We start from the raw sequence: 18,547 nt of genomic DNA, 5'->3' as shown, positions 1-18,547 counted from the left end.
TAAGACAAAATGGTTTTATCTTATAGTTGATTTCAGAATATGGAAAAATATTACGTTGAAGTTAAGGCATATCCTACTATAGGGATATTACTTCTGGGTGGAGTATCGGACAATAAGAAACGCCTCCCCAGGCATACAACTGCAGGAATAGCATATACAGGGCTTGATGATGATATATATGTCAAAACTGATCTGTACCTTTCTAACCAGAAATCAGGCATTATAAACGGAAAGGAGGTTTCACCTGATTCTCCACGATCCCCATTTGTTGTCATAGACAAATACAGGCATGAGATTCTTATGCGCCATCCGGAATATTCTGAAGTTTCATTTGTATCTGAAAACAAAAACGTGATCAGCGGGAGTTCTGATGCAGGTGCTGCCGCAATTGGCGAGTGCATACAATCTATATTTGAATACAATATAAATATATTTAATTTCGAAAACGACCTGCAGCAGATATCTGAAAGTGCTGGAAGAAGCATGTTCGGCGGCTTTACAATAAATCATGCCAACGGAAAGGAATCATTAACAGATGAAATCCTGGGGCCTGAGGACTTTGAGGATTTTGTAATAGTTGCATGCAAATTTTCGGAGGATAGAAAACCGTCTGATACCATACACAGCAATATCATAAATCATGAAAAATATGCGGAAAGGGTAAAAAACTCTGAATTGAGGGCGAAGGAACTTGAAAAAATGGCCGATAGCGGCGATATTAAAGGCATATTTGAAGCAGGTGAAAAAGATACGCAGGAATACCACTCCATGCTAAGGGAAGTTGGTGTGTCTATAATTACCGATGAAATGCAGAGGCTTATAGAGAAAGTTGAGGAGCTGAAAGCTGAATTCTGGAATGCGTATATAGTGACCGGTGGAACCAATGTATTTGTTGCAGTGGAAAGGAAGAATATGGAAAAGATGAAAAATGCGGCAATGGAGTTTAAGTGTACACCGGTGTATCTTAAGGTAGCAGGGAAACCGGACGTTATATCTAAGAATTTCTAGTCTTTCTTTTGACTTTATTGTATACCTTTCCATAGGGGAACAGGATAATTGTCAGTATGGCTGCAATGGAGAGAAATAGCCCGGCATATGAATACTCAGGAACATGTGTGTAATATTGCCTTGGCCACTCACCCTCTAGCCTTAGAATATTTAGCTTTACCAGCCCGAACCATGGTACATACCCATAAGCTTTGCCAACTATCTGGTTCAGTGACACTGGCTTGATTCCCCAGATATTCTGGTCAGAAGCATAATATGCATTGTATGTCCTGTTATAGTAGCCAGAATTATAAGAAAGGCACGCTAGGTTGTGGTCGCCAACAGTTATAAATCCAGAATCGCCTGCGTAACCGGATACATTGACTATAAGATTTCTATGTGCATATCCTATGCCATCCAGAACTATATTGTCTTTATAAAAATGGATATAGGATTGGTTATGGTATCCTGCTATTTCCGGGCTGGTTCCATTCCATTCCAGATAGAATATAGCCCTGTGTATGGTCACAACATTCAGTGCACTGTTGTGGTATAGTATTACATTTCCATATTCGCCGTATGTACTAATATTGCTGCTTCTTCCCTGGACATAGGTTACTATATCGTTTATATTATTGACTTTTTTTACCAGCACTACAGTTCCCTCATCTATAATTCCATACTGCCATTGAGCTGAATGTTCCATACTGTACGATTCCACAACTGATGCAGGAGGGAAAACGCCGGAATATACAGTTATGCCTACCAGGGCAATAATCACTGCTGCAATGAAAATGATAGTAAGTACCCTGTATTTCCTTTTATTTCCTGCGTTTCCCATATGCAGTAATGGCATTTTTATATATTAAAATATTTTGCTTATTGGTGGGTTTTTTAAATAGTAACAAAATTATTATTTATTCTGAACTATTATAAATATATGATAAGGAAACTATATTACTTTCTGTCAGTATTTGCCGGGTCAATTGTACTGGGCCTGATAGTTTCACTTAGCTCCAGGAACTTTATTGCAGTTTTCCTTCTTTACACTGCCATATTTTTCATTCTCGGTGTTTCATTTACCGTTTTTCCATTCGTCTATTACAACCATTTTTCGGAATTGAGAGTACTTAGCAAAATACCTAAATACCCTCCGGGCCAGATTATCAATATTATGGATGCTACAGCAACATTTAATGTATCAATAAAGAATAATAATTTTGACATTATTCAGGGACTGGAACATGAAAAATATATTGATGCAAAGGTTGCTTTTGTTGGCCATTTCATAGAATTTTATCAGTACTCACATCCATATGTGCTATCATATATACCATTTCTAAAAATAAATTCCCTTTCCATAACAGGAATAAGGCAGGGGAAAAAAAGCCACTCTATTATTAATCCTGAACTGCCATCCATGATTAAATGCAATTACTTTGAAATATTAACGGATTCGGGAATATACAGGATTATAGTTCTCCAGATAAGCACGGACAGATTCATAGACGCTATACAGAATTCAAGGAAAAGCTAAATGGGTTTACTTTTACAACCATACCAAAACACTTAAATTATAGTGTTAAATTAATGACAAGTATGGCAAAGGACAACCAGAATGAAAACTTCCAGTCAGGAGCGGGTTTAATACGTTATTTCAATGAAGAGGAAATTAAAGGTCCTGCCATAGACCCGAAATTAATTATTTATATTGGAATAGCCATGGGAGTAATAGTTGAACTTGCAAAGGTATTCTGGCCAGTCTAGATTTATTAATTATTATCAATAACCAGTTCCATGGATATTTTTCATTTCTGTTTTGACAAATAATTTATATAACTTTATATTAACCAATAGATGACTCATTCTGTTTTGAAATGCCCTTCCTGCAATGCCGAATATACCATAGACAGCAACATATATATATGCGGGAAATGTGGAAACATACTTGATGTGTTCCATAATAATATGGAATACTCATTAACAAATATGAAGGGGGTATGGAAATATAAGAATCTTATACATCCCGAAATCCCGGAAAAAGCTATAATTACAAGGGGAGAAGGCAATACAATGCTTTACCGCAATGCCAGAATTTCAAATTACTCCGGAGTTGATAAAATATTCCTCAAACACGAGGGTGAAAATCCAACCGGGTCGTTCAAGGACAGGGGAATGACAGTAGCTGTTTCTGAAGCTGTAAGGCTTAACTTTAATAAAACCCTCTGTGCCTCTACCGGAAATACATCAGCGGCTGCTGCAAGCTATAGTGCTTTTGGTGGCATAGAGAGTTATGTAATGATTCCTGGCAAAAATGTCTCGGCAAATAAATTATTCCAGGCTATTGCATACGGTGCAAACATAGTGGATATTGAAGGTGATTTTGACACCGCCATGGAGAATGTGAAGAAAGCTATAGCTAAACGGAATGATTTTTATATTCTCAATTCATTAAATCCATGGAGAATAGAGGGGCAAAAAACAATAATATACGAGATCATGGAAAAGATTAAACCGGATTTTATAACGTTCCCTGCCGGAAACCTCGGGAATACATCTGCATTTGGCAAAGCCCTCATGGACCTTAGAGCCCTCGGAGTTATAGACTATGTGCCAAAGCTTGTTGCAATCCAGGCTTCAGGCGCGTCACCATTTTATGATTATATCAATGGAAAAGAAGACACTATTCATCCGGTTAAGGCAGAAACCATAGCAAGTGCAATTAAAATTGGAAATCCGGTAAATTACAAAAAAGCTAAAAGGGCCATAGAATTTACAAAGGGAATAGTTGAAAAGGTTACGGATGAACAGATAATGGAAGCAAAAAGAGAAATAGACAGGTCGGGAATCGGGTGTGAACCGGCTTCCGCTGCATCTGTAGCCGGTGTAAAAAAACTGAAGGAATCTGGAATAATAAGCAGGGGAGATACAGTGGCATCCATACTAACAGGAAACATACTGAAGGACGTTAGCCTGGTTTCTGAACATAAGACATTGAGTATACAGGATATATTTCAATAAAAGTTAAAATCTATTAACTATATTTTCATGATGGAATTAAAAAAATAACTTATTAATTATAAAGAATATATTTGTAGACCTCAATATCCTGCAATATATGTGGTATAAGGCAGTATTCATCCGGCATGTGCGCACTCTCAATTACGGTGGTTGACCATACGGCAACAGAAAACCCCTTTCCCCTTAAAAAAGATGCAAATGTCTCACCACCAATTCCTACCGTAAAGGCATCTTTCCCGATAACAGATTTTATTGCCTTTTTTAACAATACTACTATCTCAGCACCATCAGGTGTTGGATCCGGTGCATCAACCCTGTCAATAACAGTGTATTTAATTTTGGCACCGGATGTTTTGGAAAATTTCTCTATGAGACCATCTATGCTTTTTAATATTTCGTCTGCAGGGTACTGGGGAAGTATTCTAAAATCCCAGTAAAAAACATCCCTGCCCGGTATAGTGTTAATGTTTTCAATATTCTGTTCGTGCTTTGTTGGTTCAAATGTGGAATATGGCGGCACGAACAATTTATTTGTCTTCCCGAACTGATCATGCAGGTTGAAATCCATCAGGTCTATGAATTTGCACGCTACACGGAAGGCATTCAATGAATTTTCAGGCATGCTGGCATGGCCCTGAATGCCATTTATTTCAAACTTTAACTGCATGGTGGATTTCTCTGCTGTTTCTATAATAAAGCCGCCCTCTGTTCCTGCGTCAGGAACGATAATAAGATCATCTTTAGCGAATATGCCTTTCGAGATAAGGTATTTAATTCCGTAATCATTTCCTGTTTCCTCATCCGATACGAATGCTACGTTAAGGTTCATTTTCATTTGCTCTCTTTTAATATGCTTGAGCAAAAGAAGCATGGTAAATATTGATTGGCCATTATCTTCTGACCCCCTACCATAAATTTTATCTCCTTCTATGGTAGCCTTAAAAGGCTCATGCTTCCAGAGTGATATATCCCCCACAGGAACAGTGTCCATATGGCATATGACCCATAAGGTTTTACTGGAACTCCCTAATTTTAATACAATATTCGGCCTTATTGTCCCGGTATTGTCCGTGGTATTATACTCGTTATAACTGTCATAGCCAAGTTCGTTCAGGATTTTTTTTAATTCCAGAGATTTTTTAAGCTCTCCTTCTCCACCGGATTGTGGTGAAATAGATGTAATGGCTAATAGTCTCTGTGCAACTGCAACTATAAATTCCCTATCTGATGCTTTAACCAGTTCCATGCCTTGTCATACATTTGAATGATATAAGAGTTTTTCAGGGATTGCACATGGATATTGAATCTTTTAAAACAATTTCACCACCACGTGAGGAAAATACAAGGTACTGGAATTTTACCCCGTGTTCCAGAGCTGAATAATATGCATGTGAAAATTCAGGGTCCCTGGCAGTATTTGGAAGAAAACATTTAGCATCCTCATTGAAAATGAGAAATAAAACAAATGATTCATAACCCGAGGCTATAAGATCCATAAGGGTTTCAAGATGCTTTTTTCCCCTCAGGGTGGGTGCATCGGGAAATCTGGCAATCCCATTTTCTACAAGTGTTGCAGACTTTACTTCTATGTATGCATTGTTAAGCCTGAAATCCAATCTGCTGTTCCCAACTTTAACCTCCCTCTGCCACCCTTCCTGGATAAACATAGAGGCTATACCGGAATGGTATCTGGAATCGTTAAATGTCCAGATATCACCATTTTTGCAAAAAGTTACAGAATAATGTGTTTTTGTACCATTAGTTTCCCTTATCAGTATTGAATTCCCGGGAAATATAAGTTCTTCAAGCCTTCCTGGATCGTGTATATGAACATCCACTTCCTTATCGTCTACCATTGCTTTTACCATGAATCTATTTGGACGGGAGACAACTTTTGCTTCAATAAGGTCCGGAAATTTTGCAACAACATATCCCGATTCCCTCTCTATAAATGGATACATTAAACTTTATTTTCAATTTTTATATATAACTTTGGAAAAAATAATGGATAATGAATAGATTAATCATCCAGTTGCATAGTGCTGAATCCGTAAACCATAGGATTTTTCAACATGGCAGTTTTTTCTGCATTGATCTTTACATGCTTGAATTTATTGAGAATATCATTAAGGGCAATTTCTGCTTCCAGGCGGGCGAGTGGCGAACCCAGGCACATGTGTATTCCCATACCAAAAGCAAGATGGTCATTTTTCTCCCTTTCCATATTAAAGGTATCAGGGTCTTCAAATTTCGTTCCGTCACGGTTTGCTGATCCCAGCCATATGGATAGCCTCTGGCCTTTTTTAATTTCCTGTCCATTGAGAACAGAATCCCGTGCAGCAAATCTATGCGGGAGGAATTGAATAGGTGAATAATACCTCAGTGTTTCTTCAATGAATCCCTTTTTAAGTTCCGGTTCTTGCCTCAACTTATCTGCAATTTCAGGATGTTCAGAGAGAACCTTAACCATATTCCCTATTAAATTCGTTGTTGTTTCATTTCCCCCTATTACAAGCAGCATAACATATCCTATTTTCTGGTTAATTGATAGGGGCTCTGAGTGGTATAACCCTTTATTGATTGTAGAAATAATATTGTCTTCAGTGTTAGTTTTGAAAATTTCTGCCATTGTAGAATACATGTACCTGTTCAGATCCTGGATTCCCGCATCTGACCTGTTTCCAATTATATAATCCGACCATTCCTTGAATTTGCTGCGATCGTTCTCAGGAACTCCGAGCAATTCTGAGATTACAGTTACCGGCAACATAACTGCGTAGTCCCTGATGAAGTCTGAATCTTTGTTAATGCCTGCCATAAGCTTCCTTGATGTAGATTCTATCATATCCCGGTATCCAGTTATTTTAGATGTAAGGAAATAGGGTACCGTTACATTGCGGAGTTCTTTATGGTCAGGGTTGTCCATTGTAATAAAACTTGCCCCGGGGCCCTGCCTGTTTTCCGGGATATTTCCGGCATATGATGGATCTGATGAGTATGTGTCAGGGTTCATTAAAACAAAATAAACTGATTTATAATCAAATACATCCCATGAACCGGTATCATTATTGAAATGCACAGGGCTTTCCTTTCTCATTTTCCTGTAATACTGGAATACGTCATGTTCCATATTTCATAATAATCTAATTCTATTATAAGATTTTCAAATGGGTAGAATAAACAAAAGGTTAGTACTGTTTATTGCATCCATGATTCCATGGAAATATACAAGACGGACCCGCCGGGATTTGAACCCGGGTCATCGGCTTCGAAGGCCAGCAGGATATCCTAACTACCCCACGGATCCTTATGTATATTGCTAATTTGTTATTTAATAGTTCGATGTTGCAGGTCTACAACACCTGCTGTATCCATAGTATTGCTGCTCCTTGCCCTGCGATGATATACAAATATAAAAATCAGTGATGATAGGGAGATTATTGCGGTAAAAACAAGATATGCGCCGATGCCGGCTGAAATATCTATCCTGGCTTTTGATACAAATATTTCACCAATGCTAACATTGATTCTTGAAAAGTGAAGAATAAACAGTGGCAAAATTGAAATTGCAGTAATAATTCCAATGTTTCTCAATATGAACATTGCATTGTTCGCCTGGACACGGAATTTCTCTCCAAGGGCATCCGTTATCATTGTTGTGGAAGGAGACCAGAAAAATGAACCGCCAAATCCTGCTATAAGCAGTAGTTCAGGTATATATTTTAGATAAATTCCAATTATAAGTACAGGCACACATTCAAGTATTGTCCCTATTGCCATAATTGTCTCGGGATGTCTATACCGGTCGTATAATATCCCTCCTATGGGGCTTGAAACTATAGAAGCTACCGGATATGTAAATATTATAAGCCCGGTATCTATGCTGCTTAATCCCAGATCACTCTGGAAATAAAGGCTCAGAGCGAATAATACAGAGAAAAAGACAAAAGATTCCAGGAAAGATGCAAGGGTTATCAGGGAGAACCTTATATTTCCCAGCAATTTTCTGTCTATTACAGGTTGCTTTATCTGAACATATATAAATACTGGCAGGATAATAAGGGCAATAAGCAGATAGTATTCATTTATCAGTGCGATTCCCATAATTAACGGTATTAAAAACAATGCCATTGAAATTGTAGATTTGTATTTGATTGGCAATTTATCTACTTTATCTTTCTTTATTATTTTATAACCGGCAAACATTGTGCCTATGCCTATTGGGACATTTATGAGAAAAATATATCTCCAGTTAATTGCAACAAGGAATCCTCCAAGAACAGGGCCGATAAGAGTTCCTATAGACCATGCAATAGAATTCAACCCTATGGCTTTGCCCCTTTCGCCTTTCCTGAAAGCTCCTAGGATTATTGGTATATCTGAAGATGTCATTATTCCGGCCCCAATGCCTTCCACAAACCTGAAAATTATAACCATTGCAATATTCAATGACACTGCAATAATAAGTGAAGAAACGGTAAATATAGAAAAACCGATTATATAGAAATTCCTGTTGCCGATCCTCTTTGTGATCTCTATTGCAGGTACCAGCATAACCGTTGTTGAAATTATATATGCAGCCACTACAAGTGTCAGGTATGATATCCCGGAGTGGAATGTTTGCCCCATGGCCGGGAGGGCAAGATATACGATAGTAGAATCTATAGCGGCCATCAATGTACTCAGTGTGGTCACCGTCAGAATTCCATACCTGTGATCCATTTCTGGACATGCCACAAACCTATAAATTACTTACCTGATTGGAAAATAATACTGGAATTCCCTTGGTATTAAAACAGATGTGCGGGCAATAATTTCTGGAATTATACCGGATTATGCTTTACTCTTTCAACAACAAGGTATTTTTCTTTTTTTATAAGAATGTTTTCCCGGGCAAGCAGGTCAAATATGTGCTCATCCATAGCTATTTCAATATCATCATTGATAAAATAATACATTTTAGGCTCATTGCAATGCCTTTTTACCTTTATAGAAATATCATGTATTGTCTCACAGAACCCGCCATCACATGATACAGTCTCCTCGTTATCCCTCATTACCAGAATTTTTTTGCTCAGGATATCTTTCAGATTTTCCTGAATTTGTATTTTGCCCGAATTTATATTGAAATCTATCATTATTTGCACCAGTATTTTTAATTTTGTACCGTATACACAATGTACATATTTAACTTTGTATGTCAACTATAATGGCAATATCAATATTTTAATAGGACGTGTTCATATATAATTATATGATAACGGTTTACAGCCCTTTGAGAATCAGTTTTGCAGGAGGAGGCACAGATATTAGCCCATTTTACGAAAGGTACGGTGGTGCAGTCCTGAACACTACAATAGATCGGGGAATTATGATACGTTATGAGGATGATGGTAGCTCGCTTGAGGTTTCATCCAGAGATTTCCTGAGAACTGCGCTTATTTCAACAAATAACAGAACTATGGAAAACAAAATTATTGACATGTTCATGGAAAACGGCATAAACACCGGCAGGGTAATAATGAATAGTGATGTCCCTCCAGGTTCAGGGCTTGGCTCCAGTTCTGCACTCATAAATGGAATATTAAAAATGATAAATGCAATAAAAAAAAGGAATGTAGACCCCTATGAACTGGCAAAAGAATCATATCTTACTGAAAAGGATAAATTTAACATTATACTGGGCAAACAGGATCCATATGCAATCTCTATTGGTGGTTTAAAGTATATGGAATTTCGAGAAAACGTTGATAGTACACAGAAATTTGACCTGTCGGATCCATTCGTGAAAGATCTCCAGAGTTCCATATTGCTGGTTTATACAGGCAATACGCGGGAAAGTTCCAGAAGCCTTCAGGATCAGGTAACTAAATCTGAACATGGTGATGAGCAAACAATGGAAAATTTGAATAAAATCAAACACCTTGCACTGGAAATGAGTAAAGCCATTAGCGCGCATAATAGAAATGAGGTATGCAATATAATTAATGAGGGGTGGAATATTAAAAAATCTCTTGGAGCAAATGTAACAAACCAGCGCATAGATGAAATAATAAGCTATGCAAAGGAAAATGGGGCAAAATCAGCCAAATTGCTTGGCGGAGGTTCTGAAGGTTTTATTCTTTTAATTGGAGAAAAGAATGGCATAGATTCACTTCAGAGGAAAATGATGTTAAAATCTGATTTTGTAATCCGCGTCCGTTTTGACAACTGCGGAACGAGGGTAATAAATAACTATATTTAGCCAGGCTAGGAGAAAGAAGAAGATGGAAAAATGAAATATATGCCGGTATAATATGTACGGTAAAAGTAATTTCTATTACCTATGATATTTATGCAGAATTAAAAGCATTGAAGGGAGATAAATCCTTTCCAGCCATTTTAGAAGAACTCCTGAACAATCAAAAGGGGAATCCACAAATACTGGATAATTGTATTGGAATTTTAAGCGAGGAAGAAGCAAACACAATTGAAAATGATACCAGTAATAACAGAAAGAGATCAATGAATAGAAATTGAGATAATTAAAGATTTTATCAATTTTAAGTATATAATTGCACCACCATACGTTTAAGGTTAAGTAAAGGATATTCCACCAATTGAAATATGGTATAATAAAAAATATCCCCGCTTCCAGTAGTTGCTGAAACAGTAGGATAATACCTTATTGCAGGTATGTCATAATTCTCTTTCCGCATGTGCCATATCCGTATTGGCATATACAGAATATTCATTATCGCTGATTGCTATGATTCCCACAGAAACTTTAAATTTATCTATTTCTTTTTTAACTATTTCGTTCAGGTCATCTGTTCCAATTTGCTGGTATATTCTGAAAGATAATAGGTCCTTTGCTATGTCCTCACCTATGCCGGTAGCCACAACAGCACCTTTTTCGCCCTGGTATATGCCTGCACCGATAACTGGAGAATCGCCCACCCTTCCCCTTAACATGGGAAAAGCTCCACCTGTCGAAACTGCAGCAGCAAATTTATCATCAATCCTTGCCACAGCCCCAACTGTATCACTGGAACTTTTAACCATAAACTTAAATTTTTCAGGAAGTGTATTGTTTTTAATAGAAGCTTTAAGTTTATCCATCATCTCCCTGCTTTTCTCGGTTTCAGGGTTATAATATTCATATTCAAGCTTGCGTGCGAACTCAACAGCTCCTTCCCCGGCGAGCATTATATGTGGGCTTTTCTCCATTACATCCCTTGCAACCATAACCGGGTGTTTCACATTTTCTATGCACATAACAGAGCCGAAGCCCGAATCCGACATTACTGCGGCATCCATCTGTATGGAACCATCAATCCTCGGCACAGAACCGGTTCCTGCATTGAATGTTGGATCATCCTCCATCATTACAACAGATTTTACTGCTAAATCCAGGGAAGAACCATTCACATCCAGATTATCCAGTATCTTTTGAAGCTTTTCATTGAGCGTTGAGGGGCTATTAGCACCACCGTGGATAACTATCTGATTTTTCATTATAATGCATTTCAATTCACATTATAAATTTAGTTACATGGAAACAACACTGATTTGTAGAATTTATAGGAAAATATGGATAATAATTACAAAGGTATAATACAAAAAGATGTGTGCTAATTATTTTATATCTCTTTCATGCAATAATTTTATAAACTCCCTCATCCATTGTGGGTGATCAGGCCATGCCCTTGAAGAGATTAGATTCCCATCAACTACCACGGCAGCATCTACGAACGTCCCGCCTGCTATTGTTACGTCTGGAGCAAGTGCAGGATATGCGGCCGTTTTTCTCCCATGCAAAACACCTGCTGCAGCTAATCCCAATGGTGCATGGCAAAGTTCAGCAACCGGTGCATTCTTTTCAAAGAAATATTGTACAATTCTGATAAAATCTTTATCATTCCTTATATATTCAGGTGCCCTCCCGCCAGGTATTATAAGTGCATCATATTGGGATGGGTCAACATCCTTAAACGCAATGTCTGCCTGAACCTTATAACCTAACTTTTCAGTATATGTATCAAAACCATCTTCAAAATCATGTACAACCAGCTGGATTTTCTTCTTTTCCGGTGCAGCCAGATCCATATCGAATCCTTCTTCCTTCATTCTTTGCAATGGGTACATAACTTCCAGTGATTCACCTGCGTCCCCTGTTAGAATTAATATTTTTGCCATAAAAAATTATGTTTTCAGTGTATATTATTTTTTGTATTTCATGATTTTATGTTAGCCTGCGGATGTGTGCGGTTATCACTTCACTTAACTATACAAAAATTGGAACTGGCATGAAATGTTAGCACTCAGGATTTTAACCTGGCAAGTTTATTTAAGGATTTGTCTGTTTTCCCATTGACATATTTTTTTATCAGGTTAACCATGAAACTTTTCCTGTATCCATTTTTCTTAACAAATATGTAATTATTGTCTATATTCAATATATTTCCGTTATTTTCATATTTAAATTCTATATCATTCCCCATAGCATTTTTCATGGCTACAACCGCCGATTTTCTTCCAGTGAATGCCGTTGCGGGAAATGATTTCCCATCTATGGCCATTGAATCGCCACAGGCAAATACGTCATCATATGATAGTGATCGCATTTTGCTGTTAACGAGAATCTTTGAATTTTTAGTTTTTATTGGCAAACCTGAAATTATTGAATTGCCATAAATTCCACCTGCATATATTGTTAAATCTGATGTTATTTCTTCGTTATCTGTGATTACAGATTTCCCTGTCACTTCCATAACCTTTGTACCTTTCGTTATATTTACATTCCTTGCCAGCAACATATTATTAACATACTCTGAAGCTTCAGGAGATGAATGGTTCAGCAACCTGTCATGCGGGTCTATTATTGTAACTTTTTTTCCATTTATCAGTGATGCAATCTCGACACCAAGGTATCCGCCGCCTATGATTGCAACGTTTTTTGAAGTTTGCAATCTTTTACGTATATTAACGGCGTCATCTATAGTTTCAAGTTTGGCTATGTTGGTTGAACCTTTGATATTGTTAACGTTAAAGCTGTGCCCGAGTGCAATTATTAACTTTGAATATTCGTGCTTTCCATTATCAGTAACAATTTCCCTGTTTTCAAAATTTATATCCTTAACATTTTCTTTCAGATCAATATTTCTCGGCTTGTATGCATAGGAATTCTCCATACCGCCTATTAGGGTGATTAATCTTGTTGATATTGTAATATGGTCATCCCTATCAATTAACATGGCATCGGGATTTGTAAGTTTAGCATAAATTCCGGACAATCCTCCACCGAGAACATATATTTGTTTAGCCATGCGGTTGAATCCTTTTATCATATTATAAACATACCATATATGCCATTAACAGAAACATATAACGCGGGATTATTATATTTAAGCAGGTCATTATAAAATATATGGCGCCGGATACAAGGAACTGAAAAATACTGTTAGAAGTACATAGGTTAGGCTTTCACGTTCTGGCCGATATCACTCTGAGAACTTGAAAAGTTTGAACATTTCAAAAATATGGTATATAATTAAAAATGCCAGGATATTTCCTGAAACTGAACTTCTGTATTCAGTCTCCGTTTCCGTGTTTTGTGTAATGGTCCATAACATCTCTGCTTTCTGGTTTAAAGGCATCCAGGTACTGACCCAGAACGTTGTTTACAAATTTGGAAACATCACTATGACTATCCGCTATATTCTTATATATTTCATCTCTTACAAATATTTCAGGCATTATATGTGAATCAATACTATGGTATATATAATTTGTGAATATTGAATACGTCAATTGGCGAATATTATAATGTCGTTTATTTCATAATTTCTCATTTTTATACCTGTTAATGAAATTATTGATTTCTACATCTGTGAATTTAAGTTTAAACAACAGTAAATATCGTATTTTCTCAGCTGAACCGATTTGTTCTAAAATATCACGTCCTTTATCGTAGTCGTCTATTCCAAGAATACATCCCTTGCAGGCAATACAGATATCCTGCAATTCGCCTTCTGCCCGTTCTATTAAGGCATCAATAAATTTTATTGCCTGTATTTTCCACCCTTTTTCAAGATAAGTTTCTATTACCTCAAGTGGAAATGAACCAAGAAACTCATCGCCGATTCCATTTTCCATGGCTAATATGGCGTATTCATTAGCACGGTCATACTGATTGAGCATAGAGTATAAACTCCATAAAGACATTGAAATCCACGGGTCAATGTATAACTCTTCAAAATTTTCCAGTATCCTGAGGGATTCGTCAGAATTTCCTGTTAACGCCAGTTCAAGTGCATATTCAACTTTATACAAAATTGAATCCTTATTCTGGCCATATAACAGTTTAATGATAATTAATGCATCCTTATGGTCTCCACTCCTGGAAAGTGCATAGAACTTGTTATACAAAAACCCGTCATTATCAGGATACCTCTCTATTAACTCATCTACATTCTTTAGCACTGTTGCATACTGTTCGGTTTCGTTCAGAAATGTAATATACTGCAAATTGGTAAATTCACTTTTGTTTAACTTAATTGAATTTTTATAGACTTTCCCTGCATCCTGTATTCTATTTTCGAGGATAAATATGTGTGCAAGATTATGGGCGGAATTCATATTTCCCGGATTGATTTTATAAAATTTCTCAGCAATTTTTACAGCATCTTCACGGTTTCCCGACTCATATAAGCAGTTAGTAAGTTGTACTATATACCCCTCATAATGGGTATTTACATATGCGTCCGAAAGTGCCTTGATGTAATCCTCAATGCCACCATCAACCCTCGCTATGGAAACAAGCATGTTATTGGCCTTGATGTTATCTTTTTCAATGTTTATAGCCTTTTTAGCTGATTCATGTGCAGCATCAAAATTTTTCATTTCCATATGTAGCTCCGAGAGGACAGCATAGGATTCCGCATCCTGTGGATCAACTTTCAACGCACTGTAATATACATCAAATGCGTCATTTATTAGACCTATATTCTGCAATGCGATTAATTTATTTTCATAAGCTTGCATATAATTTCTGTCATGCTCAAGTGCTTCATCGGCTTTACCAACTGCATCAAAGTTCTTCCCTAGATTTATTAAACATCTGCTTTCCAGGGAATAAACAGAAGCTTTGTCCGGGACAAGTTTTTCCATAACATGCAATTCCTTCAATGCGCCTTCATAGTCCCTTCGCTCAATTAAAAGATTTACCTTAATATAATGATATTCGTAATTTAAAGGGTCAAGTGCTAAGGCCATATCTATTCTCTTTTTTGCATCTGAATAATCATAATTTTCCATTAAACCAATGGCTTTTTCCATATTTTTAGATGCAGCTGGTTGAATAGATTTGTTAGGCATACCAAAACTATATGAATAATATATATTATTTTTTGTGTCATTACATATTGTATTATTCGTCCAGGCAGCCATTTTAATATTGCGTTTTTGTAACCGCCATACATTCGATGCATAAACTTCAATTATATAAATCCGTGCTATCAAAACTATGCTGAATGTTAGCTTGATTTGCCTGTTATACGGCGGACTAGTAACGTTATACGCATCTGCCTTATATTGCAAAGAAATGTAGTATTTTTCATTATACTATGCACAGGATGCCTGTGTTAAGCTGAATGTGTAGAATACTATGTAAACTACACATCAAAGCAGTGAGCTTGCACTTCCAGATTTACTGGCATGGCAACCCCCTGCGGGAACGGAGCGCAATAGGCAGGTTGACTGCAGGGAACAACCCTTACCAGTCCTTTCAAATGATAACATTGCCCTCGCCAGTCGAGCAACCTAAGACACAATCCATGTGAGTCGGAAGGTTTTTATTATAAAATTAATAACAGAATAGTATGTAATCGTGTCTCAATTCCTTCATAAAACAAATGTGCTTCCCTGCCACTTGATCGTGAACATTTATTTCTTACGGTTCAATGTATCCGGAAAAAGTGATGGAAGCATTAGAAATAGAAACATTCCCTCATTTCCTGAATCATCCACCGATTTTTTAAGCTCGTTTTTTACAGCAATTGAAAGTTTTTCAAAAACTGAATTTGAACATGTTCCATAGGAAAAAACTGTATATTTTTCATGTTTTCTCATATTTTGAATTTCTTTCTGCGTCATAGCCTCAATAGACTTTCCTATAATTTCCAGGTTCAAGGATTGTGCCATAAAAAATGAACTTAAAATTTCCCTGTACTCGCTATCCGGAAGCCCTGTTATTTCATCATCTATATTTTCATCATGAAAAGCAAAATAATCGTCATTCAAACTGTAATACTTTTCAACGTAATTCTTTTTTGGCCTGATCTCCGGTTCATTTACTATTCCACTGGAGACAAGATTAGAAACTACCTGATACAGGTTGGAACGGGTTGTCTTTATGTATTTTGACATCCCTGTAACCGTCATTTTATTGTTGTTAACCAGCAATGTAATGATTTTCATTTTAGTAGGGTTCCGGAAAGCTTCCAGTATCTCCCGGTATTTTTCATCCATCTGGATAAATCTATATATAAGATATAAATATACGTATAAGCACAAATTATATGTTAACATCAGACTTATACAGGCATAACAGGAATGCCTATGCCAGATACCTTATTTCAAGGAATATAGCGAGATTCTCCAACACAGCATATTATATATATTTCATGTGGGAAATAATTGCAAACTACCATTCTGTATTGCTTGTAAGCCTTATTCCCGGGTTTTCATTTCTCGGTTATCTTATTATAGCTATTCCGGAGGGAAGCATAATTGACAGGTACGACAGGCACCTGATTTATATTGGCATAAATATATTGATGGTTTTAACTTACTCTATCCTCTTCTTCGGGCGTAGCCTGTTTATTATATATGCAGTAGATTTTCTGTCCTCAACATTTATGTGGGTTGTCTCCGATGATTTCAGGGCATTGACCAAGGAGATCATGCCAGCTGACCATATGGCAAAAGCCCAGTCTGCAGACCAGTTAAGTTCAGGAATATTCACCCTTGCAGGGATAATTCTCGGTGGTGCCTTCATTTTTATGAGATATTCAACGGTGTATGTTGCCCTGATAGGCATCTCTATTTTCGCCCTTGCAATTATTTTTGTTCCCCGAACTATAAAAGTTTCCCACAGGAGCATCGTTAAGAATGGATTCAGGAGTACTGTAAAGATAATGAAAAATATACTTCCATTTCTTTTGCTTACCTTGCTATTAAATGGCATGTTTGTTGCTATAGACGTGTTTGCCTCCGGGCTCATAAACATAATAATGCATGCATCATCCATCTATTACACATTTTTTATAGCTGGCTTCCCTGCGGGTATGCTTGCAGGCGGGCTTATTTCCATGCATGGTTTTTACCGTCCATATCAGAGAAATAAACGAATGATGGCATTTTACATATTTATGACGGGTGTCATATTTATCCTGATATCTTTTAACAGGCTCCCGGTGATGGATGGAATACTGACATTTCTTTCCGGGGTTATACTGGCATTTATCAATGTTTATATTGAGACTATGATAATAAATTCCATACCGAGCAGCATTACCGGGAAATTTAACGCACTTACCGCAATGTTTTCTGTAAGTTCGTCTCCTGTAATGGCATTCGTATTTGGAGAGCTTTCAAGATTTCTTTATTTTCCCTACATAATCACCGTAGTTGGTGTAATAATGCTACTTTCATCTTTTACCGTAATAAAAATAATGGAAGGTTTCAACTCTGCCATGGAGAAAATAGAAAAGGAAAATCCGGAACTGTTTTAGTTCAACCGTGACATATAAAATATCATATCTATTAACAAGTATAAAAGCCCTATTAGTATTTTACCTGGATATCCCTGTCTTCATTATTGCCCGTTGGAAATTAACAAGGTGCTTAAGTTCCCTATCGGGCATTACAGTCATATACTCTCCGGAGAATGTGACTTCTGTATCCCATTTGGCATGAAATCCAGTTACAATAAAAGTTATTTCCCTGATATTGGTATCTTCCGGAACGTCTGAATATACACCTACCATTCCATCCTTATCAAGCAATGTATAGCTGCTAAATGTGGCCGTGTATACAGTATCTCCGGCCTTATAATTCACAGTTTTTGATTTTCTGGCATTTGTTATCAAAATATTTATAATATCAGGGGAAAGAATTTTAATGCTGCCCCTGGGAAAATCTTCGCCTATTTTATCATAATTTTTCTTTGCTTCGTTCTCAAAAGAATCCATTTCATTAGACATACATTCAAAATTTGAAAGTGCATATAAACCTATGTATTATCTCATTGAAATGGATTATTCTTATCTAATAATTTCGGGATTTTCGGATAACACAAAGGATTGTTTCTTCATATTATAAACAAAAACCTTTCTCTTACTGAATCACCCGTAGAATTCAATTGCCTTTGCAGCTTATAATTATAAATTAACATTAGGAAATGTTAAATCCTAAGTATCAATCAATATAATGAATGGATGGAGTTCCATTGATTGCAATCGTGCTAATGACTCCTGTTTGCTATAAAAGGAGATGA

At 36.8% G+C, this 18,547-nt stretch carries 20 protein-coding genes and 1 tRNA gene; 7 read left to right on the top strand and 14 right to left on the bottom strand.

The genetic code is table 11. From position 1 onward, the window contains the following. Positions 1 to 39: 39 nt before the first annotated feature. On the top strand, positions 40 to 1,008 hold the full coding sequence (locus tag fad_RS03875) for a mevalonate-3-kinase (protein WP_009887886.1): 969 nt from the start codon (positions 40 to 42) through the stop codon (positions 1,006 to 1,008). On the opposite strand, the gene fad_RS03870 is transcribed toward fad_RS03875, so the two are convergent. Continuing rightward, positions 995 to 1,828, bottom strand: a complete 834-nt coding sequence (locus tag fad_RS03870) for a S26 family signal peptidase (protein ID WP_019841795.1) — start codon at positions 1,826 to 1,828, stop codon at positions 995 to 997. The genes fad_RS03875 and fad_RS03870 overlap by 14 nt on opposite strands. 99 nt (positions 1,829 to 1,927) lie before the next feature. Between fad_RS03870 and fad_RS03865 the strand changes: the two genes are divergently transcribed. From fad_RS03865 to thrC, 3 genes are all read left to right on the top strand, one after another. Next, positions 1,928 to 2,524 (top strand): hypothetical protein, encoded by a 597-nt coding sequence (locus fad_RS03865; RefSeq protein ID WP_081141977.1) that lies wholly within the window; start codon positions 1,928 to 1,930, stop codon positions 2,522 to 2,524. A gap of 62 nt (positions 2,525 to 2,586) precedes the next feature. Continuing rightward, a complete protein-coding gene (locus fad_RS03860) occupies positions 2,587 to 2,754 on the top strand; it encodes a preprotein translocase subunit Sec61beta (RefSeq protein ID WP_009887883.1) in 168 nt (55 codons plus the stop codon). 90 nt (positions 2,755 to 2,844) lie between these two features. Further along, positions 2,845 to 4,008, top strand: coding sequence for a threonine synthase (gene thrC, locus fad_RS03855; RefSeq protein WP_081141975.1), 1,164 nt, complete (start codon positions 2,845 to 2,847; stop codon positions 4,006 to 4,008). Between the two features lie 52 nt (positions 4,009 to 4,060). On the opposite strand, the gene fad_RS03850 is transcribed toward thrC, so the two are convergent. The 6 genes from fad_RS03850 to fad_RS03825 form a co-directional block, all read right to left on the bottom strand. Beyond that, a complete protein-coding gene (locus tag fad_RS03850; RefSeq protein ID WP_081141962.1) occupies positions 4,061 to 5,254 on the bottom strand; it encodes a M20 family metallo-hydrolase in 1,194 nt (397 codons plus the stop codon). 34 nt (positions 5,255 to 5,288) lie between these two features. After that, positions 5,289 to 5,969: a DNA/RNA nuclease SfsA gene (sfsA, locus tag fad_RS03845; RefSeq protein WP_081141960.1), complete on the bottom strand. Its 681-nt coding sequence runs from the start codon at positions 5,967 to 5,969 to the stop codon at positions 5,289 to 5,291. 59 nt (positions 5,970 to 6,028) lie between these two features. Continuing rightward, complete coding sequence (locus tag fad_RS03840; protein WP_081141958.1) at positions 6,029 to 7,138, bottom strand: cytochrome P450; 1,110 nt, start codon at positions 7,136 to 7,138, stop codon at positions 6,029 to 6,031. 103 nt (positions 7,139 to 7,241) lie between these two features. Beyond that, positions 7,242 to 7,315 (bottom strand) — tRNA-Arg (locus fad_RS03835). Between the two features lie 20 nt (positions 7,316 to 7,335). Then, positions 7,336 to 8,730, bottom strand: coding sequence for an MFS transporter (locus tag fad_RS03830; protein ID WP_081141956.1), 1,395 nt, complete (start codon positions 8,728 to 8,730; stop codon positions 7,336 to 7,338). Between the two features lie 101 nt (positions 8,731 to 8,831). Further along, on the bottom strand, positions 8,832 to 9,146 hold the full coding sequence (locus fad_RS03825; protein ID WP_009887873.1) for a hypothetical protein: 315 nt from the start codon (positions 9,144 to 9,146) through the stop codon (positions 8,832 to 8,834). Between the two features lie 116 nt (positions 9,147 to 9,262). Here fad_RS03825 and fad_RS03820 point away from each other — a divergent pair, with 116 nt between their 5' ends. Continuing rightward, the gene (locus tag fad_RS03820) at positions 9,263 to 10,252 is read left to right on the top strand and encodes a GHMP family kinase ATP-binding protein (RefSeq protein WP_009887872.1); all 990 of its coding nucleotides are present in this window, start codon (positions 9,263 to 9,265) and stop codon (positions 10,250 to 10,252) included. Between the two features lie 35 nt (positions 10,253 to 10,287). Continuing rightward, positions 10,288 to 10,527, top strand: a complete 240-nt coding sequence (locus tag fad_RS09570) for an antitoxin VapB family protein (protein ID WP_081141954.1) — start codon at positions 10,288 to 10,290, stop codon at positions 10,525 to 10,527. 159 nt (positions 10,528 to 10,686) lie between these two features. Here the strand turns inward: fad_RS09570 and fad_RS03810 are convergent, their stop codons facing one another. The 6 genes from fad_RS03810 to fad_RS03790 all read right to left on the bottom strand — a co-directional run bounded on the left by fad_RS03810 (position 10,687) and on the right by fad_RS03790 (position 16,518). Further along, positions 10,687 to 11,505 (bottom strand): isoaspartyl peptidase/L-asparaginase, encoded by an 819-nt coding sequence (locus fad_RS03810; protein WP_081141952.1) that lies wholly within the window; start codon positions 11,503 to 11,505, stop codon positions 10,687 to 10,689. A gap of 120 nt (positions 11,506 to 11,625) precedes the next feature. Then, positions 11,626 to 12,186, bottom strand: a complete 561-nt coding sequence (locus tag fad_RS03805; RefSeq protein WP_081141950.1) for a DJ-1/PfpI family protein — start codon at positions 12,184 to 12,186, stop codon at positions 11,626 to 11,628. A 125-nt stretch (positions 12,187 to 12,311) separates the two neighbouring features. Next, entirely contained in the window at positions 12,312 to 13,316 is a 1,005-nt protein-coding gene (locus fad_RS03800) for an NAD(P)/FAD-dependent oxidoreductase (protein WP_196795619.1), read from the bottom strand. A gap of 265 nt (positions 13,317 to 13,581) precedes the next feature. Beyond that, positions 13,582 to 13,746: a hypothetical protein gene (locus tag fad_RS09240; RefSeq protein WP_155951103.1), complete on the bottom strand. Its 165-nt coding sequence runs from the start codon at positions 13,744 to 13,746 to the stop codon at positions 13,582 to 13,584. Positions 13,747 to 13,827: 81 nt separating this feature from the next. After that, positions 13,828 to 15,366 carry a tetratricopeptide repeat protein gene (locus fad_RS03795; protein ID WP_196795618.1) on the bottom strand — a complete coding sequence of 513 codons (1,539 nt, stop codon included), beginning with the start codon at positions 15,364 to 15,366 and terminating at the stop codon, positions 13,828 to 13,830. A gap of 567 nt (positions 15,367 to 15,933) precedes the next feature. Beyond that, positions 15,934 to 16,518: a winged helix-turn-helix domain-containing protein gene (locus tag fad_RS03790; protein WP_081141944.1), complete on the bottom strand. Its 585-nt coding sequence runs from the start codon at positions 16,516 to 16,518 to the stop codon at positions 15,934 to 15,936. Positions 16,519 to 16,568: 50 nt separating this feature from the next. On the opposite strand from fad_RS03790, the gene fad_RS03785 reads away from it, so the two are divergent. Continuing rightward, entirely contained in the window at positions 16,569 to 17,783 is a 1,215-nt protein-coding gene (locus tag fad_RS03785; RefSeq protein ID WP_009887860.1) for an MFS transporter, read from the top strand. A 60-nt stretch (positions 17,784 to 17,843) separates the two neighbouring features. On the opposite strand, the gene fad_RS03780 is transcribed toward fad_RS03785, so the two are convergent. After that, positions 17,844 to 18,254, bottom strand: coding sequence for a hypothetical protein (locus fad_RS03780; protein ID WP_009887859.1), 411 nt, complete (start codon positions 18,252 to 18,254; stop codon positions 17,844 to 17,846). Positions 18,255 to 18,547 lie beyond the last annotated feature (293 nt).

It is taken from the genome of Ferroplasma acidiphilum (assembly GCF_002078355.1).
Classification (GTDB): domain Archaea; phylum Thermoplasmatota; class Thermoplasmata; order Thermoplasmatales; family Thermoplasmataceae; genus Ferroplasma; species Ferroplasma acidiphilum.
This window is presented reverse-complemented; position numbering and strand designations above follow the sequence as displayed.